This is a genomic window from Kitasatospora sp. NPDC101447 (assembly GCF_044767225.1).
GTDB lineage: Bacteria > Actinomycetota > Actinomycetes > Streptomycetales > Streptomycetaceae > Kitasatospora.
Genome location: NZ_JBIWNL010000016.1, coordinates 93500 through 114974, shown reverse-complemented (window position 1 = coordinate 114974; position 21475 = coordinate 93500). Strand labels below are relative to the sequence as shown.

The 21475-nt window shown below is 74.6% G+C and carries 21 protein-coding genes; 12 read left to right on the top strand and 9 right to left on the bottom strand.

What is annotated here, in order from left to right:
- The first annotated feature begins 28 nt into the window (after window positions 1–28).
- The 3 genes from ACIRST_RS23380 to ACIRST_RS23370 are packed head-to-tail and all read left to right on the top strand — an operon-like array spanning window position 29 to window position 2200.
- Complete coding sequence (locus tag ACIRST_RS23380; RefSeq protein WP_402804064.1) at window positions 29–1114, top strand: ABC transporter ATP-binding protein; 1086 nt, start codon at window positions 29–31, stop codon at window positions 1112–1114.
- Window positions 1115–1164: 50 nt separating this feature from the next.
- Entirely contained in the window at window positions 1165–1872 is a 708-nt protein-coding gene (locus ACIRST_RS23375; RefSeq protein ID WP_402804063.1) for an HAD family hydrolase, read from the top strand.
- A 7-nt stretch (window positions 1873–1879) separates the two neighbouring features.
- A complete protein-coding gene (locus tag ACIRST_RS23370) occupies window positions 1880–2200 on the top strand; it encodes a multidrug efflux SMR transporter (RefSeq protein ID WP_350521344.1) in 321 nt (106 codons plus the stop codon).
- Window positions 2201–2439: 239 nt separating this feature from the next.
- Here the strand turns inward: ACIRST_RS23370 and ACIRST_RS23365 are convergent, their stop codons facing one another.
- The 3 genes from ACIRST_RS23365 to ACIRST_RS23355 all read right to left on the bottom strand — a co-directional run bounded on the left by ACIRST_RS23365 (window position 2440) and on the right by ACIRST_RS23355 (window position 4510).
- Window positions 2440–2955, bottom strand: a complete 516-nt coding sequence (locus ACIRST_RS23365; protein WP_402804061.1) for a pyridoxamine 5'-phosphate oxidase family protein — start codon at window positions 2953–2955, stop codon at window positions 2440–2442.
- Between the two features lie 218 nt (window positions 2956–3173).
- Window positions 3174–3842 (bottom strand): phosphatase PAP2 family protein, encoded by a 669-nt coding sequence (locus ACIRST_RS23360; RefSeq protein WP_402804060.1) that lies wholly within the window; start codon window positions 3840–3842, stop codon window positions 3174–3176.
- Window positions 3842–4510 (bottom strand): DedA family protein, encoded by a 669-nt coding sequence (locus ACIRST_RS23355; protein ID WP_402804058.1) that lies wholly within the window; start codon window positions 4508–4510, stop codon window positions 3842–3844. The genes ACIRST_RS23360 and ACIRST_RS23355 overlap by 1 nt, the downstream gene beginning before the upstream one ends.
- A 231-nt stretch (window positions 4511–4741) precedes the next feature.
- Here ACIRST_RS23355 and ACIRST_RS23350 point away from each other — a divergent pair, with 231 nt between their 5' ends.
- The 3 genes from ACIRST_RS23350 to ACIRST_RS23340 all read left to right on the top strand — a co-directional run bounded on the left by ACIRST_RS23350 (window position 4742) and on the right by ACIRST_RS23340 (window position 7859).
- Complete coding sequence (locus ACIRST_RS23350; protein WP_402804057.1) at window positions 4742–5158, top strand: BlaI/MecI/CopY family transcriptional regulator; 417 nt, start codon at window positions 4742–4744, stop codon at window positions 5156–5158.
- Complete coding sequence (locus ACIRST_RS23345) at window positions 5155–6276, top strand: M48 family metalloprotease (RefSeq protein WP_402804055.1); 1122 nt, start codon at window positions 5155–5157, stop codon at window positions 6274–6276. The genes ACIRST_RS23350 and ACIRST_RS23345 overlap by 4 nt, the downstream gene beginning before the upstream one ends.
- Before the next feature lie 146 nt (window positions 6277–6422).
- The gene (locus ACIRST_RS23340; RefSeq protein WP_402804054.1) at window positions 6423–7859 is read left to right on the top strand and encodes a GAF domain-containing protein; all 1437 of its coding nucleotides are present in this window, start codon (window positions 6423–6425) and stop codon (window positions 7857–7859) included.
- 59 nt (window positions 7860–7918) lie between these two features.
- On the opposite strand, the gene ACIRST_RS23335 is transcribed toward ACIRST_RS23340, so the two are convergent.
- Window positions 7919–8419, bottom strand: coding sequence for an SsgA family sporulation/cell division regulator (locus ACIRST_RS23335; RefSeq protein ID WP_350521351.1), 501 nt, complete (start codon window positions 8417–8419; stop codon window positions 7919–7921).
- 331 nt (window positions 8420–8750) lie between these two features.
- Between ACIRST_RS23335 and ACIRST_RS23330 the strand changes: the two genes are divergently transcribed.
- From ACIRST_RS23330 to ACIRST_RS23315, 4 genes are all read left to right on the top strand, one after another.
- Window positions 8751–10010, top strand: a complete 1260-nt coding sequence (locus ACIRST_RS23330) for a hypothetical protein (protein WP_402804053.1) — start codon at window positions 8751–8753, stop codon at window positions 10008–10010.
- 222 nt (window positions 10011–10232) lie between these two features.
- Window positions 10233–11561: a TerD family protein gene (locus ACIRST_RS23325; RefSeq protein WP_402804124.1), complete on the top strand. Its 1329-nt coding sequence runs from the start codon at window positions 10233–10235 to the stop codon at window positions 11559–11561.
- A 115-nt stretch (window positions 11562–11676) separates the two neighbouring features.
- The gene (locus tag ACIRST_RS23320) at window positions 11677–12642 is read left to right on the top strand and encodes an SGNH/GDSL hydrolase family protein (RefSeq protein WP_402804051.1); all 966 of its coding nucleotides are present in this window, start codon (window positions 11677–11679) and stop codon (window positions 12640–12642) included.
- Between the two features lie 80 nt (window positions 12643–12722).
- Window positions 12723–13211, top strand: a complete 489-nt coding sequence (locus ACIRST_RS23315) for a GNAT family N-acetyltransferase (RefSeq protein ID WP_402804050.1) — start codon at window positions 12723–12725, stop codon at window positions 13209–13211.
- Between the two features lie 31 nt (window positions 13212–13242).
- Here ACIRST_RS23315 and ACIRST_RS23310 read toward each other — a convergent pair whose 3' ends face one another.
- Window positions 13243–13935 (bottom strand): RraA family protein, encoded by a 693-nt coding sequence (locus ACIRST_RS23310; RefSeq protein WP_402804049.1) that lies wholly within the window; start codon window positions 13933–13935, stop codon window positions 13243–13245.
- Between the two features lie 127 nt (window positions 13936–14062).
- Here ACIRST_RS23310 and ACIRST_RS23305 point away from each other — a divergent pair, with 127 nt between their 5' ends.
- Window positions 14063–14623, top strand: a complete 561-nt coding sequence (locus ACIRST_RS23305) for a Uma2 family endonuclease (protein WP_402804048.1) — start codon at window positions 14063–14065, stop codon at window positions 14621–14623.
- A 79-nt stretch (window positions 14624–14702) separates the two neighbouring features.
- Here the strand turns inward: ACIRST_RS23305 and ACIRST_RS23300 are convergent, their stop codons facing one another.
- The 4 genes from ACIRST_RS23300 to ACIRST_RS23285 form a co-directional block, all read right to left on the bottom strand.
- A complete protein-coding gene (locus ACIRST_RS23300; protein WP_396546920.1) occupies window positions 14703–15632 on the bottom strand; it encodes a proline dehydrogenase family protein in 930 nt (309 codons plus the stop codon).
- Window positions 15633–15894: 262 nt separating this feature from the next.
- Window positions 15895–17523, bottom strand: coding sequence for an L-glutamate gamma-semialdehyde dehydrogenase (gene pruA / locus ACIRST_RS23295; protein WP_350521358.1), 1629 nt, complete (start codon window positions 17521–17523; stop codon window positions 15895–15897).
- Between the two features lie 264 nt (window positions 17524–17787).
- The gene (locus ACIRST_RS23290) at window positions 17788–19104 is read right to left on the bottom strand and encodes an FAD-dependent oxidoreductase (RefSeq protein ID WP_402804046.1); all 1317 of its coding nucleotides are present in this window, start codon (window positions 19102–19104) and stop codon (window positions 17788–17790) included.
- Complete coding sequence (locus tag ACIRST_RS23285) at window positions 19101–19697, bottom strand: PadR family transcriptional regulator (RefSeq protein WP_350521360.1); 597 nt, start codon at window positions 19695–19697, stop codon at window positions 19101–19103. The genes ACIRST_RS23290 and ACIRST_RS23285 overlap by 4 nt, the downstream gene beginning before the upstream one ends.
- A gap of 145 nt (window positions 19698–19842) precedes the next feature.
- Between ACIRST_RS23285 and ACIRST_RS23280 the strand changes: the two genes are divergently transcribed.
- Window positions 19843–21444, top strand: coding sequence for a PucR family transcriptional regulator (locus ACIRST_RS23280; protein WP_402804044.1), 1602 nt, complete (start codon window positions 19843–19845; stop codon window positions 21442–21444).
- Window positions 21445–21475 lie beyond the last annotated feature (31 nt).

Below are 21475 nucleotides of genomic sequence, written 5' to 3'. Positions count from 1 at the left end.
ACCCCCCGCTTTCCAGGAGTTCCCTGCCATGACCACGGCCCCCGCCCCCGTCACCGGCGTCGCGCTCGCCCCCGGCAGCGCCACCGTCGAGTTCCGCTCGCTGCGCCGCTCGTTCGGCGCCACCACCGCCCTCGACGGCCTGGACCTCACCGTCCACCCGGGCGAACTGCTCGCCCTGCTCGGCCCGTCCGGCTGCGGCAAGACCACCGCGCTGCGCATCCTGGCCGGCTTCGAGCAGCACGACTCCGGCGAGGTCCTGGTCGACGGCCGGGACATCACCGCGATCCCGGCGCACAAGCGCGACGCGGGCATGGTGTTCCAGTCGTACAGCCTCTTCCCGCACCTGACCGCGCTGGACAACGTCGCCTTCGGGCTGCGGATGCGCGGCACCGGCAAGGCCGACCGCCGCAAGCGCGCCCAGGAGCTGCTGGAGCTGGTCGGCCTGCCGCACCGCGCCGAGCACTACCCGCACCAGATGTCCGGCGGTCAGCAGCAGCGCATCGCGCTGGCCCGCGCGCTCGCCCTGCAGCCGCGGGTGCTGCTGCTCGACGAGCCGCTGTCCGCGCTGGACGCCAAGGTCCGGCTGCAGCTGCGCGAGGAGATCCGGCGCCTGCAGCAGGAGCTGGGCATCACCACCCTGTTCGTCACCCACGACCAGGAGGAGGCGCTGTCGATGGCCGACCGGGTCGCGGTGCTGCGCGCGGGCCGCCTGGAGCAGTGCGCCACGCCGTCCGAGCTGTACGGCCGGCCGGCCACCGCCTTCGTCGCCGAGTTCGTCGGCACCATGAGCCGCATCCCGTGCACCCGCACCTCGGACGGCGTCGAGGTGCTCGGCCGCCGCCACGCGGTGGACGGCGAGGTCCCGGCCGACGGCGAGCTGCAGGTGCTGGTCCGCCCGGAGAACGTCGACCTGACGCCCGCCGAGAACGGCCCCGCCCTGGTGGTCAACGCGTCCTTCCTGGGCGCCGTCACCCGGCTCACCGCGCGCCTCGACGACGGCACCGAGGTGAAGGCCGACCTGCCGACCGAGGCCACCGCCGCGCTGCCGGCCGGTTCGCGCGCCGAGCTCACCCTCCCCGAGCGCCCCGTGCTGGTGGACCGCCGCCCGGCCTGAGAGCCTTGCACGTCCCTGCTCCGACTTCGAGAACCACCGAAGGTACCGCCATGCCTGAACCCGTAGTGACCGGAACCGCGGCCCCCGCCGGGGCCGCCCTGCCCGCCGCCGTCCTCTTCGACATGGACGGCACCCTGGTCGACACCGAGCAGCTGTGGTGGCAGACCGCCGTCGAGATCGCCGCGGAACTCCACCACCCGCTCACCGACCAGGACGCCCCCGAGGTGCTCGGCCAGGCCGTCGAGCACACCGCCGCCCACCTCCACCGGGTCAGCGGCACCACCCTCGACGAGGCCGAGGTCGCCGCCCGGCTGGGCGAGTCCTTCGCCGGCAAGGTCGCCGCCGAAACGGTGCCGCGCCCCGGCGCGCTCGCCCTGCTGGCCTCGCTGCGGGACGCGGGGGTGCCCACCGCGCTGGTCTCCGCCTCCCCGCGCCGGGTCGTCGACCTGGTGCTGTCCGCCATCGGCCGCGACTGGTTCGCCGTCACCCTGGCCGCCGAGGACACCGAGCGCACCAAGCCCGCCCCGGACCCGTACCTCGCCGCCGCCGAGCGGCTCGGCCTGGACCCTGCCGTCTGCCTCGCCGTCGAGGACACCCCGACCGGGGTCGCCTCCGCCAGCGCGGCCGGCTGCGCCGTGCTCGCCGTGCCGTCCACGGCCACGCCGATGCCGGACGGGGAGCGGATCACGCTGCTCGCCAGCCTGGAGCAGGCCGATCTCGCGCTGCTCGGGAAGCTCACCGCCGCTCCGGCGGTTTGATCCCGACATGCCTTACGTCCTGCTCGCCCTCGCCATCCTGAGCGAGGTCTGCGCCACCAGCTGCCTCAAACTCACCGACGGGTTCACCCGCCTCTGGCCGAGCCTGGGGGTCGGCCTCGGGTACGCGCTCTCCTTCCTGCTGCTCGGCCGCGCGCTCAAGCACATCCCGGTCTCGGTCGCGTACGCGGTCTGGTCGGGGGCCGGCACGGCGGCGGTCGCCGGGATCGGTGTGGTCGCCTTCGGCGAGTCGCTCGGCCGGCTGCAGTGGGTGGGGATCGCGCTGGTGATCGTCGGGGTGGTCGTGCTCAACCTCAAGGGCAGCCACTGACGATCGCGTCCCGACGGACCGTCGGTTGACCGACGGGCTGCTCGACTCGCCCACCGGAGCGGGAAGTCGGAAGTGCCGACTTCCCGCTCCGCGGCGTTCCCGGCGCCGGGACCGGGTCGGGGGGCCTGCGCACGGTGGCAGAGGCGCAGAGGCTCGGGGCGCGGACGGCGAGGCCCGGACGGCGAGGCGCGGACGGCGGGGCGCGGACGGCGAGGCGCGGACGGCGAGGCGAGGCGTGCCTACGACCGGACCACCCGGGCCCGCAGGTAGTTGCGGCGGCCGAAGTTCGGCTCGTCCACCGCCGTCAGCTCCTCCACCTGGAAGCGGTACAGCGCCGCCACCCCGCCCCCGGTGAGGAACTGCCGCCGGACGTCCTCGTCCTGCGCGAAGGACGGGTAGCGCCCCTGGTACGCGGCCAGCGCCGCCTCCGCCTGCCGCCCCCAGGCCTCGCCCGCGCTGCCGGTCAGCTGCAGCCCGCGCAGCTGCTCGCCGAAGACGGGCGGCGGCAGGAAGACGGTGGCGGCGGCCCGGGCCTCCTCGGCCAGGTGGTGGCTGTGCCGGGTGGAGCGCTCGCTGACGAAGTAGAGGACGAGGTCGTCGTCGTACGCGAAGAAGGCCAGGTTGGCGTGCGGCCCGTGCTCGTGGCCGGCGGTGGCGAGGGTGAGCACCATGGCCTCCCCGAGCAGCCCCTCGACGCCCTTGTGCAGCAGGTCGCCCGGCCAGTCCCCCTGCGCGATGTCGAGTCTGTACGGCATACGGCACTCCCTCCGCTGGCACGCCCGGCGCCTTCGCGCCCCGAGCACGACTGAGCCGGGCGGGCGCCCCCGAGGAGGCCCCACGCCCGGCTCACATGCTCTACCCGCCGCCCCGGCCGGACAAGGGCCGCGGAACGGGTGGAATCAGCGGAATCGGCGCCGCCGCACCGGCGTCGGCGGCAGCCGCCGCATCCGGCGGGAGCGACGCCGTCGGGTGCTCAGTGCCGCGGCGCCCCGTACCCCGCGTACTCGGGGCTCACCAGCGGCGGCTGTCCCGGCCCGAGCAGCGGCCGCAGCGCGCCGGAGCGCATCCGGTCCACAAGCGGCCCGCAGCGCCCGGCGACCGGCGCCAGCACCACCGCGACCAGCAGGCCGACCAGTGCGCCGACCGCCACGTCGTGCGGGTAGTGCACGCCGACCCAGACCCGGGAGGCGGCCATCAGGGCCGCGAACAGGACGGCCACCGAGCCGAGCCTGCGGTTGACGAACCAGAGCGAGACCGCGGCGGCGAAGGCGATCACCGAGTGGTTGCTCGGGAAGGACCAGTCGCCGGTGCCCGGGCAGGTCTCCAGCGAGATGCTGCCGGGGATCTGCGCGCAGGGCCGGACCTCCTCGACGATCCCCTTGAACACCGAGTTGACGGCGTACGCGAGGACCACGATCACCGGCGAGGCCAGCACCTTGGCCATCACCGCGGAGTCCGCGCCGCGTGCGCGCCACCACGCCCAGAGCATGAAGAGTGCGAACAGTCCGAGGCCGAGCGCCGACCAGACCTTGATCAGCTCGTCCAGCCAGTGCGGTGCCGACTGCGCCCACCCGTTGACCCGGGTGTAGAGGCTGCCGTCGATGCCGCTGCCGTCGTAGACGGCCAGGGCCCGGGTGGGCATCACGCGTCACCTCCGTGACGTGGCGCCTTACGGGCGCGGAACAGTTCGAGAACAATGGGGAACACGGAGACAACTACTACCAGACCGATGACGGGGAGCAGATATCGGTCGATCCCGGGTACGGACGATCCGAGCGCGTACCCGGCGAGCACCACGCCGACCGTCCAGACCGCACCGCCGAGGACCTGCCAGCGGGTGAACGAGCGGACGGGCACCTCCAGCACGCCGCACAGCGGATTCAGCACCGTTCGGACCACCGGGATGAAGCGCGCGAGCACGATCGCCTTTCCGTGGCCGTACTTCGTCAGCAGCTCCTCGGCCCGTTCGACGCCCTGCAGCAGGCTCTTGCGCCGGGTGCGGCGCAGCAGCGCCCGGCCGCCGCGCCGGCCGATCAGGTAGCCGAGCTGGGCGCCGCCCAGCGCCCCGACCAGGGCGGCGGGCAGCACCTGCCAGAGCTCCAGCTGCGGCCCTCCGGCCGCTCCGGGCACGCAGAGCAGTCCGGCGGTGAACAGCAGCGAGTCGCCGGGCAGGAAGAAGCCCACCAGCAGGCCGGTCTCGGCGAAGAGCACGACGGCGATGCCGAGTGCGCCGAAGGCGGCGAGCAGTGAGGACGCGTCCAGCGGGTTCACCGCGAGGTGAACGGCCGGATCGCCGGGGAACTGGAGCAAGGCTGGCGAACCTCCCGTACGTTGGAGGGCGGTTCACGGCGGAATCCGCCCGGAACCGATCGGTTCGCAGCGGATCCGCCCGGGTCGGCCGTGCACCGCGAACCCCGCCCGGTCGGCGGTTCACTGGGAGCGCCCGGACCGGTGGGTTCACGAGCCGGACCCCCGCCCGACCGTCTACAGTCACGTAGACGGTCTACATGACTGTAGACGAAACTTGGAGGAAACGCCGCCATGTCCGACGTAACGTCCGCCCGCCGGCCCGCCGGGGAGCTGGAGGCCGAGGTGCTGGCCGCCCTCTGGTCGGCCCGGCAGCCGATGACGCCGCAGGACGTCCAGGCGGCGCTCGGCGGGGACCTCGCCCGCACCACGATCGCGACGATCCTGGCCCGGCTGCACGACAAGGGGACGGTCGAGCGCACCCGGGCCGGCCGCGCCTACGCCTACACCCCGACCGTCCAGGACACCGCCGGACTGGCGGCCCGCCGGATGCACACCGAGCTGGGCCGCGAGGCCGACCGCTCCACCGTGCTGGCCCGCTTCGTGTCCGACCTCTCCGCCGAGGACGAGCAGCTGCTGCGCGACCTGCTCGGCGACGGTGCCGCCGGCGACGACCCGCGACCGGGCCCCCGGGGGTCGGCCGGCCGATGATGATCGCCGTCTGGGCCCCGCTGCTGCTGCCCCTCCTGGCCGCACCCCTGGCCCGCCGCCTCGCCGAGTCCCTGCCCCCGCGGGCCGCCGCCTGGACGCTGGCGGGCAGCACCGCCGTGCTGGCCGGCGGCACCCTCTGCTCGCTCGGCCTGCTCGCCACCGCCGGGCTGCTCCAGCTGCCGCCGGTCGCCGCCCTCGGCCACCTCTCGCTTCGGTGGCTCACCGCGGCCGCACCGGACGCCCCGCTCGCCGCCGCGGCGGCCGCCCTGGCACTCGTCGTGCTCGCCGCGCTGGCGGTGCGCACGGCCCGCCGCCGCCGGCTGGAACTGCGGACGGCCCGCGCCGCCCTCCCGCCCGGTGACCGGCATCCGGACGTGCGCCCCCGAGGCGCCACCGTGCGCCGGGCGCGCACCCCGGAACGGTTCACCACCCCGACGCCGGGGCCCGCCGAACCGTCGGCCGCGACTCCCCCGCGCCCCGCCCGATCGACGGTGGCGGCCCTGCTGCGGCCCGCCGAGCCCCCGCTCAGCGTCCTGGACGACGAGCGCGCCGACGCCTTCGCCCTGCCCGGCCGCCTGCGCCGCCCCGGCCGCCCCGGCGAACCGGGCCGGATCGTGGTCACCTCCGGCATGCTGCGCGCCCTGAACGGGCCCGAGCGCTCCGCCCTGCTCGCCCACGAACGCGCCCACCTGGCCGCCCGCCACCACGTCTTCCTCGCCGTGGCCGAGCACGCCGCCCACGTCCATCCGGCGCTCCGGGCACTGCGCGCGCCCCTCGGGTACCACCTGGAGCGCTGGGCCGACGAGGTGGCGGCGGCCCGGGTCGGCGACCGCACCGTGACCGCCCGCGCGGTCGGCCGGGCCGCCCTGGCCGCGAGCCGCTCCCCCTGGCCGGACCGGCCCCGGGCGGCCGCCGCCGCCCACTCCGGACCGGTCCCGCGCCGGGTCGCCGCGCTGCTCCAGCCCCGTCCGGCCGCCACCCCCGGCGCCCGGCTGCGGGCCGTCGCGCTGGCCCTGGCCGCCTGCCTGGCGCTGAGCACCGGCGCCACCCTGGAGGCCACCGCCGACCTGCACCACACCGTCGAGGCGGCCGAGCTGGGCACGGGCGCGCGGCACTGACGCCGCCCGCGCCCCGGGGCCGCTCCGCCGTACCGCCCGGTATGCCGAGTTGGCAGACCCCATCCCCACGCGCCCACCTCACCCGTACGCTTTCGTCAGCGCGTCGGCCCCGGCGCGACCTCGAACGGCGGCGAGGAGCGGAACGAGTGCGGCAGACCGGACGGCAGTCCCGACGACCAGAGCGCCGCACCCCGCCGACCGCGACGGAGCTGGCCAAGGTCCACGAGCGGACCCTCACCGACGCCGCCGCCCGGGAGCTCACCGGACCGTCCCCGGAGGAGGGCGGCGCCCCCGGCCTGCTCGAACCCCGCCCGGAGATCGGCGACTCCTGGGCCCGGCTGCGCCGGCTCGGACTCGACCCCGACACCGGCGCCGCCACCGTCCTGCTCGGCCCGGCCGAAGTCGAACAGCGCCGCCGCGCCAGCGGGCTTGACACAGTCATGCCAGTCCTGCGGCAGACCCTGCTGGAACCGACCGGCGCCGTCCCGCTGATCCTCGCCATCGCCGACGCCGAGGGCCACGTGCTCTGGCAGGAGGGCGAGCGCGGCCTGCGCCGCAGCGCCGACCGGATCGGCTTCATCACCGGCGCCCGCTGGGTCGAGGAGAGCGTCGGCACCAACGGCATCGCCGTCGCCCTGCGAGCCCGGCGCCCGATGCACGTCCACTCCGCCGAGCACTACCTGCGCAGCCACCACTCCTGGACCTGCGTGGCCGCACCCGTGCACGACCCCGGCACCGGACGTCTCGTCGGCGCCGTCAACCTGAGCGGCCCCGCGCACAGCATCCGCCCCTACCTGCTCCAGCTCACCGCCACCGCCGCCCGGCTCGCCGAGACCGAGCTGCGCGCCCACCGGCTGGAGGCGCTGCACCAGCTGCGCACCCTGGCCGCCCCGATGCTCGCGCGGGTCGGCGGCCCGGCCCTGGTCGTGGACGCGGCCGGGTGGACCGCCGCCGCGGCCGGGCTGCCGCCACCCGACCGGCTGCGGGTGCCCAGCGAGGGCTGGGCACCGGCCGCGGTGCACTGGGTGCCCGGCCTCGGCGAGTGCGTGCTGGAACCGCTCGCCGACGGCTGGCTGGTGCGCCCGGTCCGGCCACCAGGCGAGGACGGCTCCGGCCCGGTCGACGCCGAACAGTCCGAGGGCGCCCGGCTCCGGCTCGACCTGCGCCGGCCGGACCGCCCCGAGCTGTCCGTCCGCGGCGCGGCCGGCAGCTGGTCCCACCCGCTCAGCCCGCGCCACGCCGAACTGCTGCTCCTGCTCGCCACCGGACGCGAGGGCAGCACCGCCGCCCAGCTCGCCGAGGCGCTGTTCGGCGACGCGGGACGGACGGTGACGGTCCGCGCCGAGCTGTCCCGGCTGCGCCGCTACCTGGGCGGGCTGCTGGCCCACCGGCCGTACCGGATCGCCGAGTCGGTGCTGGTCACGGTGGAGGGGCCGGACGACCCGTACGACCTGCTGCCGTCCTCCTCGGCCCCGGCCGTCCGGAGGCTGCGGACCGCGCTGGCGGCAGGGAGCGCACGGCTGCCCGGCGCGGCACCCGTCCCGCCGCCGCGCGCCCCCGGGGACGCCCCGCTCGGCTGCTGAGGCCCGCCACCGGCTGCCGACCGCCGACCGACCGTCGACCGCCGACCGCCGACCGACCGTCAGCCGCCCGCGAGCAGCGCGGCCAGGTCGGCGTCGGTGGGGCCGCAGTCGCGCTCCTGCGCTTCGGAGACCAGCGCGTACGTCCGGTCCAGCCAGGCCTGCACCCGGGGCTTGGAGGCCTCCAACAGGGCGCTGCCGTGCGGGGATTCGAGCGCCAGGTGCAGGGTCGAACCGTGGCAAGGGCAGTACGCCGGCCACAGCTTGACGTCGCCCTGGCCGCTCAACGAGCGCAGGCCGTCGCGCAGCAGCTCGCGCGAGAACACCCAGTCGGCCTCGTCCGGCCGCCCCAGGTGGAACGTCAGCAGCACCTCGTACGGCCGGACGGCGTCGAACCGGAACCGGGTGCGCACCTCGCCGACGACCTCCTCACCCAGCGAGATCCGCAGGGTCAGCACCTCCTCCACCGCCGCCGGAGCGGCGGTGGAGCCGTCCCCATCGCCGCCCGTGGGGGTGGCGGCGAGGGGTGCACTGGAGGCTGCGGACAGCGGGTCGGGCGGCATGACGGTCTCTCCGGGACGGCGTGGGATGCACTCAGCCTGCGCCACCCCGGGCCGGGCGGCAAGGGTTGCAAGGGGGTTGCAATAACCCCCGTCCGGGGCAACCGGCCCTTACGGCGCTTGTCGGACGGAGCGTCAACTTCCGTACATCGAACGGATGTCCACGAAATGGATGGAAGCCGTCCACGGTGTGACCGCCCGCTGGTACGCTCTCCCCCTCCCCGACGCGGGCCCGCGGCGGAAACGGCCCCCCGCGGCGGCCGGAGCCGGGCCCGGCGGTCGCGCGTGGGAGAATACGGCGACGCGACGGCGACTTCGGGGAGGGAGGGGTCCGGTGGCTGTGCGCGAGGACACCACGCAGGACGTGCGGCACGAGCCCGAGCGGCACGGCCGGAACGGCCGGCACGGTCGACCGCGTCCGTTCGGCGGCCGGCTCCGCCTGCCCACCCTGCGCTTCTCCGGCGCCGCGATGGCGATGTCCACCGTCGTCGGCATCAGCATCGCCACCACCCTCCTGCTCAACGAGCAGCAGGGGATCGGCCGTCGGGCCGGCGTGGCCCGGGTCGGCTCCACCCCGCCGCCCACCCCGGGGGCCACCGACCAGGCCGAGGCGGTCTCCGCGTCGACGCCCACGGCCGGCCCGGCCTCCGGCGGGCCGTCCGCCGCCCGGCAGCCGGCGCACCCGCCCACGCGCCCCTCGGCCCACCCCTCGGGAGCGGCACCCGTCCTGGCCACCCCCACCGAGCGCTCCGCACACCCGGGCGACCCGACCGGTGGCCGGACCGCCGCCGGGCAGGACGCGCAGCCCTCCGGCACCCAGCTCGCGGGCAGCGAGCCGAGCGGTCAGCCCGGCGCACCGGCGCCGGGCGGACCCTCGCCCGTCGCCCCGACCCCGCCCACCGAGCAGCCCGTCGGCGGGCCCACCGACGACCGGCCGCCGAACCGGCCCGGCCTCAAGCCCACCGGACCGACCCACCCCGTGCCGCCCACCGCGACCGACCCGGGCGGCGACACCGGCACGGCGACGGGTGCCCCCGGCCCCACCGCGCCCGACCCGACCGCACCCGCTCCCACGGCGCCCGTTCCCGTCGTGCCCGACCCGGTCGACCCGGACCCGAGCGCCGACCACGCCCTGTCCGGCGTCGCCCTGGTCTCGCCGCTCGGCCGCGACGGCCTGCGGCACGAGCTGGGGCTCACCGTGACCGAGTCGGTCACCGCCCTGCAGGCCGAGTTCCGGCTCGTCCCCGGCGACTCGGCCGCCGGCCCCGGCACCGCCTGGACCGACCTGCCCGGAGCCGTGGTCACCGTCCAGCAGGAACGCGGCACCCTGGTGTACCGCTTCACCACGCCGCCCGGCACCGACGTCCGACCGGGTCACTACACCTTCGGGGTGCGCGGCGCCCGTCCGGTCGCGGCCGACCCGTCGGCGGTCCGCAAGTCGGCCCCGACGGAGAGCTGGAGTGCCTCCGCCTTCGCCCTCGGCCACCCGCGCGCGGTCGCCACGCTCGGCACCTTCGGCCCCGCCCTTCCCCTGCCCGCCGCACCTCGGCCTCCGGGCACTCCGGCCGGTCCGCAGGTCCCCGCGCCCCGCTGACGCCCCGCCCTCGGCCCGGTCCGGCCGGTCGCCGCGGCCGCCCGGCCGACGGCCCGTTGTTACAACGTTCCAACAGTCCGACGATCCGACAGCTGACCTGCCCGGACGGGCGCATCCCCGCACCCTCGTTCGTTACTGTGGGCACCACCCGGCCGGGCGCCCCCAACGGCCCCCGCCCGGGGCCGTCGTTCCGCACCCGAGGAGGAGTCCGTGCCCACCGTCCTGACCCAAGGCGGCAACGCACCGCTGACCGCCGCGCGAGTGACCGTCGAGGTCACCGCGCCCAAGGCGCTGGACGTCTCCGGCCTGCTGCTGACCGACGCCGGGAAGGTGCGCTCGGACGACGACTTCGTCTTCTTCAACGCCCCGAACGGCCCCGGTGTCAGCCACCGCCCGGCCGCCGCCGGGACCCCCGACGCGATCACCGTCGACACCCGGGCCGTCCCGGCCGGCATCACCAAGATCGTGGTCACCGCCAGCCCCGCCGACCAGGTCTCCACCTTCGCCGGGACGGAGCCCACCGCCACCGTCCGGGACGCCGACAGCGGCGAGGTCCTGGCCACCTTCACCCCGCCCCCGCTCGGCGTGGAGACCGCGCTGATCGTGGTCGAGGTCTACCTCCGCAACGGCGCCTGGAAGGTCCGCGCCGTCGGCCAGGGCTACGCCAACGGCCTCGCGGGCATCGCCACCGACTTCGGCGTCAGCGTCGAGGACACCCCGACCCCGGCCGCCGAGGCCGCCCCGGCCCCCGCGGCTCCCCCGGCCCCCGCCCCGAGCACCCCGCAGGCTGCGGACCGGACCGTCCAGCTCCCCACCCCGCCGACGGCCCCGCCCGCTCCCCCGGCGGCGCCCGCAACGCCGCCCGCCGCCGCGGTCGACCCGCGGATCGCCATCGCCACCGGATCCCACGCGCTGCCCCCGCTCCCGCCGGCGCCGCCCGCCGCGCCCCCGGCCCCCGCCCCGGCCGCGCCGGCGAAGATCACCCTGGACAAGGGCCGGGTCAGCCTGGTCAAGGGCAGCTCCGTCTCCCTGATCAAGAACGGCCGCCCCTTCCTCTCCTCCGTCCGGATGGCCCTCGGCTGGGAGCCCGCCGGCCGCGGCCGCAGCGTCGACCTGGACGCCTCCTGCCTCGCCTTCGACGCCCGCCACAAGCGGCTGGAGACGGCCTGGTTCATGAAGCTGAACATCTTCAACGGCGCCATCGCCCACTCCGGCGACAACCTCACCGGCGGCGGCGACGGTGACGACGAGATGATCACCGTGCACCTGGAGGGCCTGCCGGCCGAGGTCCACGGGCTGGTCTTCGTCGTCAACTCCTTCTCCGGCCAGAAGTTCACGGACGTGAAGAACGCCTACTGCCGCCTGCTGGACGCGGGCACCAACGAGGAACTGGTCCGCTTCGACCTCACCCACTCCGAGCCCCGCACCGGCGTGGTGATGTGCAAGCTGGTCCGCCGCCCGGGCGGCGAGTGGGAGATGACCGCGCTCGGCGAGTACGTCGACGGCAAGACCGCCCGCGCGATGATCGAGCCCGCCGCCGCGCTGCTCTAGTCATGCCCGCGCCCGCGAATTCACCCTCCTGAGGCATCAAGTCGTCCACGCACCGGCTCGATTGACTCTCAGGGGGGTGAATCGCACTCTCCCCCGCACTCGCTGAGGAGAGACCGTGCCACGCTTCCCGTCCCGCCTCGCCGTCGCCGGCACCGCCGTCGTCCTCGCCGCCGGACTGACCACGCCCACCGCCGTCCAGGCCGCCGCCAAGCCGTCCGCCCGCGCCCGGGCCCTGAGCTGGGTGGCGATGGGCGACTCGTACACCGCCGGCGTCATCGAGGCCACCGGCGCCGAGACCGAGCCGGTCGACGGCTGCGCCCGCACCGTCGGGTCCTACCCCGAGATCGCCCGTCGCGACCTCGGCTCCCTGGTCGACCAGCACAACGTCAGCTGCAGCGGCGCCACCACCGAGAACGTCGACGCCACCAAGCTCTCCCCGCTCGGCCGCCCGCTCCCGCCGCTCGGCTCCGACCCGAACGCCCCCTACCCGCCCGTCCCGCCGCAGATCGACGCCGTGGGCCCGGCCACCGACCTGATCACCGTCGGCATCGGCGGCAACGACCTCGGCTTCGCCGAGATCCTCAAGAACTGCATCGAACTCGGCGCCACCCACCTCGGCCAGGGCACCCCTTGCAAGGACGCGTACGACGCGAGCCTGCCCGGCCGCCTCGCCGGGCTCCGCGACGCCTACGACCGGATGCTCACCGCGCTGCACGCCAAGGCCCCGTTCGCCAAGGTGCTCACCGTCGGCTACCCGCACCTCGTCCCCGAGGACGTCAACCTCTGCACCTACGGCGACCTGCGCCAGTTCGCCACCTTCACCACCGGCGACCTCGCCTGGGCCCGCACCGCGATCGTCGAGCCGCTCAACGCGGCCATCGCCCGCACCACCGCCGCCCACGGCGACACCTTCGTCGACCTCTACCCCACCACCGCCGGCCACAGCGTCTGCGACGCCGACCACTGGCTGGACGGCGTGCTGACCAGCATCCTCCCCCTGAAGTACGCGCTGGTGCACCCGAACGCCCGGGGGCAGGCCAACGCCGCCGTCGTCGTCGAGAACGCCGTCCTCGGCGGCTGACCCGCCGGCCGCCGGGCGGGGCCCGGGCATCCCGCGGAAAACCACTGGCCCGGCCCGGTGCTGTGGATCATGCTTGTCGGATGCTCATCCGCGAAGCCACCCCCGAGGACTGGCCCGAGATCTGGCCGTTCTTCCGGACCGTCGTCGCCGCCGGCGAGACCTTCCCCTACCCCCTCGACATGCCCTCCGAGCTCGGCCGGGAGTGGTGGCTGCTCGCCGCCCCCAACCGGACGGTGGTCGCGGTGGACGACGACGGCCGGATCGTCGGCACCGCCAACATGAACCGCAACCGGCCCGGCAACGGCTCGCACGTCGCCAGCGCCAGCTACCTGGTCGATCCGGCCCACCACGGCAGGGGCATCGGGCGGGCCCTGGTCGAGCACACCCTCGACTGGGCCCGCCGGGCGGGCTTCCGCGCCATGCAGTTCAACGCGGTGGTCGCCAACAACCACCACGCCGTGAAGCTCTACGAGTCGCTGGGCTTCGAGATCGTCGGCACCGTCCCCGAGGCCTTCCGCCACCCGGTCGACGGCTACGTCGGCCTGCACGTCATGTACCGCCCCCTGTAAGGGACGTGGCCCGGGCTCGGCCCCGCCGCCGCTACTCCTCGATCGCCCCGCCGACCCGCCGCAGGTGCTGCCGGAAGCTGTACGACGGGTCGGCGGCGCGGCGCTCCAGGTAGTCGTCGAAGGCGGTCTGCCGGCGCAGCGTGTCCCCGGAGGCGATCCGCTCGGCCTGCGCGCGCTCGGTCCGGGCGATCGCGCCCGCCGCCTCCAGCACCTCCTCGACCCGGCCGGCCGGGACGAACAGCACTCCGTCCGGGTCGGCGAACACCACGTCCCCGACGGTCACCGCGTGCGGCCCGACCCGCGCCGAGAGCAGCGCCTCCGGCTCCCGCTCGTCCAGCCGCATCGGCCCGAGCGGCAGGGCGCCGTAACTGAACACCGGCAGCCCGATGTCCAGCAGCTCGGGCGTGTCCCGGTGCAGCCCCCACACCACGATCCCGGCCACCCCGGCGGCCCGCGCCTCCAGCACCGCGAGGTCCCCGATGCAGGCCTCGTCGGTCCGCCCGCCGTTGTCGATCACCAGGACGTCCCCCTCCCGGGCGGTCCCGTACGCCTCCAGGAAGACGTCCACGCTCCCGTAGTGCCGCACCGGCAGCACCCGTCCCGCCGCCCGGCTCCCCTCGGCCACCCCGCGAACCCCCACCGGCGCCGCCCGCAACCCCACCCCGAGCCGCACACACGCATCCGCCACCAACGGCGTCGACAGCCCCGCGAACTCCTTCAGCATCCCCAACTCCTCCCACCAAAAGCCCAGTTCACCAGAAAACCACGCCATCGAGTGATCTTCACGCGAACCCGCCCGACACATCATCGAACCCAATAGGCTGCGCGCAAGCCGGAACGAGAGGACTTCCATGGACGCGACCGATAGCGCCATCCTCCTCGAACTGTTTCTCGATCTCGACACCCCTGAAGGACTCCGCGCCGAACTCCTCGAAGGCGAGATCCTCATCGAACCACCCGGTGACGGCCATCACGCCCACCTCCGCAGCGAGTTGGCCGATCAGGTGTGGCACGAGTCGGCCACCGAGATGCAGATGTCGCAGCACAAGGGCCTTCGCCTCGCCGCCGGCACTCCCCACCCGCCGAATCACGTCATCCCCGATGTCACGTTCGCCCCCGAGGAGCTTCGCCTCTTCCGCGGCGCCCCGCCGTGGATGGAGCCCGACGGCGTCGCCATGGTCGCCGAGGTCACGTCGAGCAGGCCCGACCAGGACCGCATCACCAAGCGGCACTGTTACGCCCGCGCCGGCATCCCGCTCTATCTCCTGATCGACCGCGAGAAGTCCCAGGTCAGCCTCTTCAGCGCCCCTCACCGCGAGGAGTACACCGAGGTCCACCTCGCCGCGTTCGGCGAACCGCTCACGATCCCCGCCCCCTTCGGGTTCGACCTGGACACCAAGGACTTCCTCTAGAACCACGGACTCCGGAAACCACGAAAACGGCCCGCACCCCCCGTCAGGGGTGCGGGCCGTCCGTTCGGTGGCGCCGGGGTCAGCTGCGGGTGGCCATGGCGCGCAGGAAGAAGGTCAGGTTGGCCGGGCGCTCGGCGAGGCGGCGCATGAAGTAGCCGTACCACTCCTGGCCGTACGGGAGGTACACGCGCATCGTGTTGCCCTCGCCGGCGAGGCGCAGCTGCTCCTCGGGGCGGATGCCGTAGAGCATCTGGTACTCGAAGGAGTCCCGGGTGCGGTGGTTCCACTCGGCCAGCTGACCGGCGATCTTGATCATGTTGGGGTCGTGCGAGGCGATCATCGGGTAGCCCTCGCCGGCCATCAGGATCTTCAGCGCGCGGACGTACGCGAGGTCGACCTCGTGCTTGCCCTGGAAGGCGACCGCCTCGGGCTCCTTGTAGGCGCCCTTGCACAGGCGCACGCGCGAGCCGGGGCCGGAGAACTCGCGGCAGTCGGCCTCGGTGCGGCGCAGGTAGGCCTGGAGCACGACGCCCAGCCAGGGGAAGTCCGCCCGCAGCTCGCGCGCGATGCCGAGGGTGGAGTCGGTGGTGGTGTGGTCCTCCATGTCGAGGGTCACCGTGGTGCCCGCGTCGGCGGCGGCCTCGCAGATGCGGCGGGCGTTCTCCAGCGCGATCTTCTCGCCGTCCACCGGGAGGAACTGGCCGACGGCCGACAGCTTGACCGACACCTCGGCACCGGCCGCCAGGCCGGTCTCCTTGAGGGCCTTGAGCAGGTGCTCGTACGCCTCGGCGGTGCCGGCGGCCTGGGCGGCGTCCTGGGTGTCCTCGCCGAGGTGGTCCAGGGTGACCTTGCGGCCGGTGGCGACCAGGTCGTCGCAGGCGGTGACCGCGTCGTCGAGGGCCTCGCCCGCGACGAAGCGCTCGACTATCGCGTGGGTCGGGGGGAACTTCTCGACCACGGTGCGGACCTGCGGGGACCGGGAGGCCGCGAGAAGGGCGGAACGGAGCATCGTGACTCCTGGAGCTGGTGTTTCCAAGGGTGGCAGAAGGGCCGGGGCGGCGGTTCGGGTGGGTGGGGCCGCCGCCCCGGCGGGGGGGGGGGGGGGGGCGGGGGGGGGGGGGGGGGGGGGGGGGGGGGGGGGCCGGGGGGGCGGGGGCGGGGGTGGGGGGGGGGGGGGCCGCCGCCCCGGCGGGGCGACGCCCGGCTGCGGGGCCGGGCGTCGCGGGTGACCGGTGGCTACTGGACGAGCCGTGTGGTCGGCACGGGGCGTGTCAGCCCATGTGCGGGTAGCGGTAGTCCGTCGGCGGGACGAAGGTCTCCTTGACCGAGCGGGTCGAGGTCCAGCGCGCCAGGTTCTGCTTGGCACCGGCCTTGTCGTTGGTGCCGGAGGCACGCCCGCCACCGAAGGGCTGCTGGCCGACGACGGCGCCGGTCGGCTTGTCGTTGATGTAGAAGTTGCCGGCCGCGAAGCGCAGCTTGTGCATCGCGTCCTGGGCCGCCGCGCGGTCCTGGGAGATGATCGAGCCGGTCAGGCCGTACGGGGACACCGACTCCATCTGGGCCAGCATCTCGTCGTACTTCTCGTCCTCGTAGACGTACACGGCCAGGATCGGGCCGAAGTACTCGTCCTTGAAGTACTCGCTCGCCGGGTCCTGGCAGACCAGGACGGTCGGGCGGACGAAGTAGCCGACCGAGTCGTCGTAGGTGCCGCCGGCGAGGACCTCCACGGAGGAGTCCGCCTGGGCGCGGTCGATCGCTGCCTTGTTCTTGGCGAACGCGCGGTCGTCGATGACGGCCGACATGAAGTTGGACAGGTCGGTGACGTCGCCCATGGTGAGGCCCTCGACCTCGGCCGCGAACTCGTCCTTCAGCCCGGCCCACAGCGAGGCGGGGACGTAGGCGCGGGAGAGCGCGGAGCACTTCTGGCCCTGGAACTCGAAGGCGCCGCGGGTCATCGCGGTCTTCAGGACCTTCGGGTCGGCCGACGGGTGGGCGACCAGGAAGTCCTTGCCACCGGTCTCGCCGACGATCCGCGGGTAGGTGCGGTACTGCGAGATGTTGGTGCCGACCTCGCGCCACAGGTGCTGGAAGGTGGCGGTGGAGCCGGTGAAGTGGATGCCGGCCAGCGCCGGGTGCTTCAGCGCGACGTCGGAGACGGCCAGGCCGTCGCCGGTCACCATGTTGATGACGCCCTTGGGCAGGCCGGCCTCCTCCAGCAGCTGCATCAGCAGGTGCGCGGAGTACTGCTGGGTCGGGGACGGCTTCCACAGCACCACGTTGCCCATCAGCGCGGGCGCGGTCGGCAGGTTGCCGGCGATCGCGGTGAAGTTGAACGGGGTGATCGCGTAGACGAAGCCCTCCAGCGGGCGGTGGTCGCTGCGGTTCCACACGCCGTCCGAGGAGATCGGCTGCTCGGCCATGATCTGGCGGGCGAAGTGCACGTTGAAGCGCAGGAAGTCGACCAGCTCGCAGGGGGTGTCGATCTCGGCCTGCTGCGCGGTCTTGGACTGGCCGAGCATGGTGGCGGCGGCCAGGGTCTCGCGCCAGGGGCCGGCCAGCAGGTCGGCGGCCTTGAGGAAGATCGCGGCGCGGGAGTCGAAGGAGAGCGCCTGCCAGGCCGGGGCAGCGGCCAGGGCAGTGTCGATGGCGTCCTGCGCGTCGGCCTGGGTGGCGTTGCGCAGGGTGCCGAGCCGAGCCGCGTGGTTGTGCGGCTGGACGACGTGGATCTCGGTGCCGCCGCCCATCCGGCGCTCACCGTTGATCGTCATGGTCAGCTGGACCGGCTCCTGGCCGCCCAGCTCCTTCAGCTTGGCCTCCAGACGGGCCCGTTCGGGGCTCCCGGGGGCGTAGCTGTGGACCGGCTCGTTCACCGGCGCGGGGACCTGGGTCACAGCGTCCATAGAGCGCACGCTCTCCTTCGTTCAATGCGGGGGGATTGCCGGCGCGGGTCGCACGCCGGCCACAGCACGAACGCTATTCCTGGCCACCGACCTACTTGATTGGCCGGGCGGCTAAATTCCCCCGTACGGCGTTGTCCGGCCCGACGAAGGGGGTCACGCCGCGGTCACGGTCGGCCCCACCCCCGCGGCGGCCGACCCGCCCCGTCACGGCACCCGACGCCCTCCATCACGGCTCCCGACGCGCTCGCGCACCGCGCCCGACCGTCAGGCCGCGCGCTTGCCCCGCCCGTGACGGCCCGTCGCGCCCGCACCCGTGCCGTCCAGGGCGACCGGGGCCACCCGGCGGTCCCAGTCGATCCGGTAGCCGTGCACCGGCCGGAGCATCTTCTCGGGGCTCATGAAGGTCCGCATCGCGATCGGCGCGACCAGCCGGAACATCATCCGCCCGACCGGCCCGGAGGACTTCTGGCTGTTGGTGCGGGCCGCGTCGGCGGCGATCTTCTCGACCCGGGGCCGGCGCAGCGCCTCGTACGCGGCGAAGGCGGCGGTGTGGTCGGGCAGGTCGCGCAGGCAGCGGGCGAGTTCGACGGCGCTCTCGACGGCCAGCGAGACGCCCTGGCCCGAGCTGTTGGACGGGGCGTGCACCGAGTCCCCGACGAGGACCATCCGGCCGCGGTACCAGCGCGGCACGGACGGCATGATCTCCAGCCGGGGGAACACGTCCATGGTCTCCACGTTCGCCATCCGCAGCACCTCGCGGGCGGGCACGTCGTCGGAGTGCAGCTCGCGGCAGCGGCGCAGCCACTCCGCCATGTTGACGGCCCGGGCCTCCTCGGGGGCCAGCGGTTCGGGCTGCGGGATGTTGCTGAACCAGGCGGTGCCGCTGCCGTCGGCCAGGCCCCAGTAGCCGAAGAAGGCGCGGGCGCCGTTGGCGAAGTGGACGGACTCGCCGCGTCCGGCCCGGCCGGGCAGCCGGTGGGAGCTGTAGCCGCCGACGCCGAGCAGTCCGGTGTACTGCGCGGCGGGCGCGGCCGGGTCGATCAGGGTGCGGACGGTGGAGCGGGTGCCGTCGGTGCCGATCAGCAGGTCGCCGGTGGCGGTGCTGCCGTCGGCGAACCGGGCGGTGACCCCGTCGGCGCCCTCCTCGGCGCCGACCAGCCGCTTGCCCCAGTGCACCTCGACGCCGGTCTCCTGCAGCCGCCGCTGCAGCACCTCGTAGAGCTCGGCGCGGCGCATCAGCCGGCCGCGCGGCAGGTCGGCGAGGCCGGAGAACTCGGCCAGCACGCCGCCCTTGCCGTCCTCGATCACCATCGGCCCGACGGGTTGCCCGATCCGGCCGACCTCCTCCTCCAGGCCGACGAGGGCCAGGGCGCCGAGCCCGTTGGGGGCGATCATGAAGGTGCCGCCGACGCCCTCGGCGGAGCTGCCGTACGCCTCGAAGACGACCGGCTCGATGCCGGCCTTGCGCAGTGCCAGCGCCATCACCGGTCCGGCGATGCCGCCGCCGATGACCAGCGCCTTCAGGGTGGTCCCTGTATTGCCGGTGGTGCTGGTGGTGCCAGTGGTGCCGGTGGTGCTCATTCCAGGCTCCTCATGAATTCCTGCAGGGTCCGGTTGAAGTCCGGCTCCCCGATCTGTCCGATGAGGTTCTCGGTGTAGCGGCGCTCGGCCTCCAGCAACGCGAGGGCGTACTCCTCCTCGACGACGAACATCGGGTGGACGTCCATCTCGACGGCCTTGCGCAGCTGGGCGCGCGAGTCGTCGATCCGCGCGTCCAGCGCCTCCAGCCGTCGGCCGAGCAGGTCGGCCGACTCCTCGGTCGGGAGCACCACGAGCAGGCAGAGGGCGACCCCGAAGGCCGGGTACTCCTCCTGCGGTTCGGCGATCCATTCGCGCATCCAGTCGAGGAGCTCCGTCTGGCCCTCGGGGGTGAGGGCGTAGACGGTGCGCTCCGGCCGCTGGGTGTCGCGGACGGTCTCCTGCTCGGCGACGAACCCGGCCTTCCGCAGTTGCTCCACGACCATGTAGAGCGAGCTGCGGTTGTACTTGATGTTGCGGTCCTTGCCGTGCTCCTTGAGCCGTCGCCCCATCTCGTACGGGTGCATCGGCTCGGCTCCGAGTTCGGCCAGGACCGCGAGGGCCAGCGGGTTCGACACCTTGCGTCGCTTCGCCATGAGAACGTTCCTCATCACTTGGTCAGTACTGACTATCCATTCTCGGATAGTCAGAGTCAACTATTCAGGATCGACGAACCACGACTCTGTCCGTCCGGCTAAAATCAACCACACGGCATTGTCCGAGCGGATGAAGGAGGCCTGAGTGAGCACACCCGGCCTGCCGCTCCGTCAACTGCTGATGTCCCTCGGCGAACCCCTGGTCGAACTGCAGGCCGCCCCGCTGGGCCTGGACGTCCCGGTGCGCGACGTCGCGATCCTCGACCCGGAGGACCCGCCGACCGCCGCCCCCGGCGAACTCGTCCTCGCGATCGGCGCCCGCGGCCGCGCCGCCCTCCCCGCCCTGCGCGCGGCCGGCCGGGCCGGCGCGGCCGCCGTCGCGGTCAAGCTGGACGGCCCCGGCCAGGCCGACGCGCTGCGCGAGGCCGCCACCGACGCGGGCGTGGCCCTGCTCTCGGTGCGCCGGGAGACTCGCTGGGAGCACCTCGACTCGCTGGCCCGGGCGATCATCGCCGGCCCGGACGCGCCGGACGCGCCCGGCTCCCCCGAGCCCAACGCGGGCGACCTCTTCTCCCTCGCCCAGACCGTCGCCGTGCTCACCAACGGCATCGTCTCCATCGAGGACACCTCAAGCCGGGTGCTGGCCTACTCCCGCTCCTCCGACTCCGACGAGGTCGACGACCTGCGCCGGCTCTCCATCCTCGGCTGGCAGGGCCCGGAGCCGTACCTGTCCAAGCTCCGCGAGTGGGGCATCTTCCAGCACCTGCGCAGCTCGGACGCCCCGATCGCGGTCGAGCCGCACCCCGAGCTCGGCCTGCGCCGCCGCCTGGCCGTCGGCATCCGGGCCGGGGCGCAGCCGCTCGGCACCATCTGGGTGCAGGAGGGCGCGCAGCCGCTGGCCCCGCTGGCCGAGCAGGCGCTGGTCGGCGCCGCCCGCGTCGCGGCCGCCCAGCTGGTGCGCCGCCGCCGGGAGCTGTCCGCCGACGTCCGGCTGACCCAGACGCTGCTCACCGGGCTGCTGGAGGGCTCCACCGGCCCCCAGTCCCTCGCCACCCACCTCGGCCTGGACCTGCGCCGCCCGGCCACCGTGCTGGCGTACGGCGCGCACACCACCGAGGCGCTGCACCGCTCCGACGTCACCGGCCTGATCTCGGTGCACACCGCCGCCCGGCACCGCACCGCGCTGCTCGCCCCGATCGAGTCCCGGGTGTACGTGCTGCTGCCCGAGCTGCCGCCGGGCCTGCCGATGACGACCGTGCGCGGCTGGGCCTCCGAGGTGGTCACGGCGGCCCGGGAGCACCTCGGTGTCACGCTGCGCGCGGCGATCGGCGCGACCGTCGACGGCCTGGCCCGGGTGCCCGACTCCCGCGCGCAGGCGGACCGCATCCTGGACGCGATGGGCCGCGGCGGCGTGGACCTCGACGTCGCGGCACTGATCGACGTCCAGGCGGAGGTACTGGTCAGCGAGATGGTCGCGCTGCTGCAGGAGCGCACCGGCCTGCGCGACCCGCGGCTCACCGCGCTCACCGAGTACGACCGCCGGCACGGCACCCGGCTGGCCGAGTCGGTGCTGGCCTGGCTGGACGCGCTCGGCGAGGTCCGGGTGGCCGCGGACGCCCTGCACATCCACCCCAACACCCTGCGCTACCGGGTGCGCCGCGCCGAGCAGTTGACCGGCATCGACCTCGCCCAGCCGCAGCAGCGGCTGCTGGCGATGCTGCAACTGCGGCTGCCCGCGGACGAGTAGTCCACGGGCAGCCGACGGGGTCAGGACGGAC

Bases quoted from the DNA above. Each gene is read 5' to 3' on its own strand.
- ACIRST_RS23380 (WP_402804064.1), top strand. From the start codon at position 29: ATGACCACGGCCCCCGCCCCCGTCACCGGCGTCGCGCTCGCCCCCGGC.
- ACIRST_RS23375 (WP_402804063.1), top strand. From the start codon at position 1,165: ATGCCTGAACCCGTAGTGACCGGAACCGCGGCCCCCGCCGGGGCCGCC.
- ACIRST_RS23370 (WP_350521344.1), top strand. From the start codon at position 1,880: ATGCCTTACGTCCTGCTCGCCCTCGCCATCCTGAGCGAGGTCTGCGCC.
- ACIRST_RS23365 (WP_402804061.1), bottom strand. From the start codon at position 2,955: ATGCCGTACAGACTCGACATCGCGCAGGGGGACTGGCCGGGCGACCTG.
- ACIRST_RS23360 (WP_402804060.1), bottom strand. From the start codon at position 3,842: ATGCCCACCCGGGCCCTGGCCGTCTACGACGGCAGCGGCATCGACGGC.
- ACIRST_RS23350 (WP_402804057.1), top strand. From the start codon at position 4,742: ATGTCCGACGTAACGTCCGCCCGCCGGCCCGCCGGGGAGCTGGAGGCC.
- ACIRST_RS23345 (WP_402804055.1), top strand. From the start codon at position 5,155: ATGATGATCGCCGTCTGGGCCCCGCTGCTGCTGCCCCTCCTGGCCGCA.
- ACIRST_RS23335 (WP_350521351.1), bottom strand. From the start codon at position 8,419: ATGCCGCCCGACCCGCTGTCCGCAGCCTCCAGTGCACCCCTCGCCGCC.
- ACIRST_RS23315 (WP_402804050.1), top strand. From the start codon at position 12,723: ATGCTCATCCGCGAAGCCACCCCCGAGGACTGGCCCGAGATCTGGCCG.
- ACIRST_RS23310 (WP_402804049.1), bottom strand. From the start codon at position 13,935: ATGCTGAAGGAGTTCGCGGGGCTGTCGACGCCGTTGGTGGCGGATGCG.
- ACIRST_RS23305 (WP_402804048.1), top strand. From the start codon at position 14,063: ATGGACGCGACCGATAGCGCCATCCTCCTCGAACTGTTTCTCGATCTC.
- ACIRST_RS23300 (WP_396546920.1), bottom strand. From the start codon at position 15,632: ATGCTCCGTTCCGCCCTTCTCGCGGCCTCCCGGTCCCCGCAGGTCCGC.
- pruA (WP_350521358.1), bottom strand. From the start codon at position 17,523: ATGGACGCTGTGACCCAGGTCCCCGCGCCGGTGAACGAGCCGGTCCAC.
- ACIRST_RS23290 (WP_402804046.1), bottom strand. From the start codon at position 19,104: ATGAGCACCACCGGCACCACTGGCACCACCAGCACCACCGGCAATACA.
- ACIRST_RS23285 (WP_350521360.1), bottom strand. From the start codon at position 19,697: ATGGCGAAGCGACGCAAGGTGTCGAACCCGCTGGCCCTCGCGGTCCTG.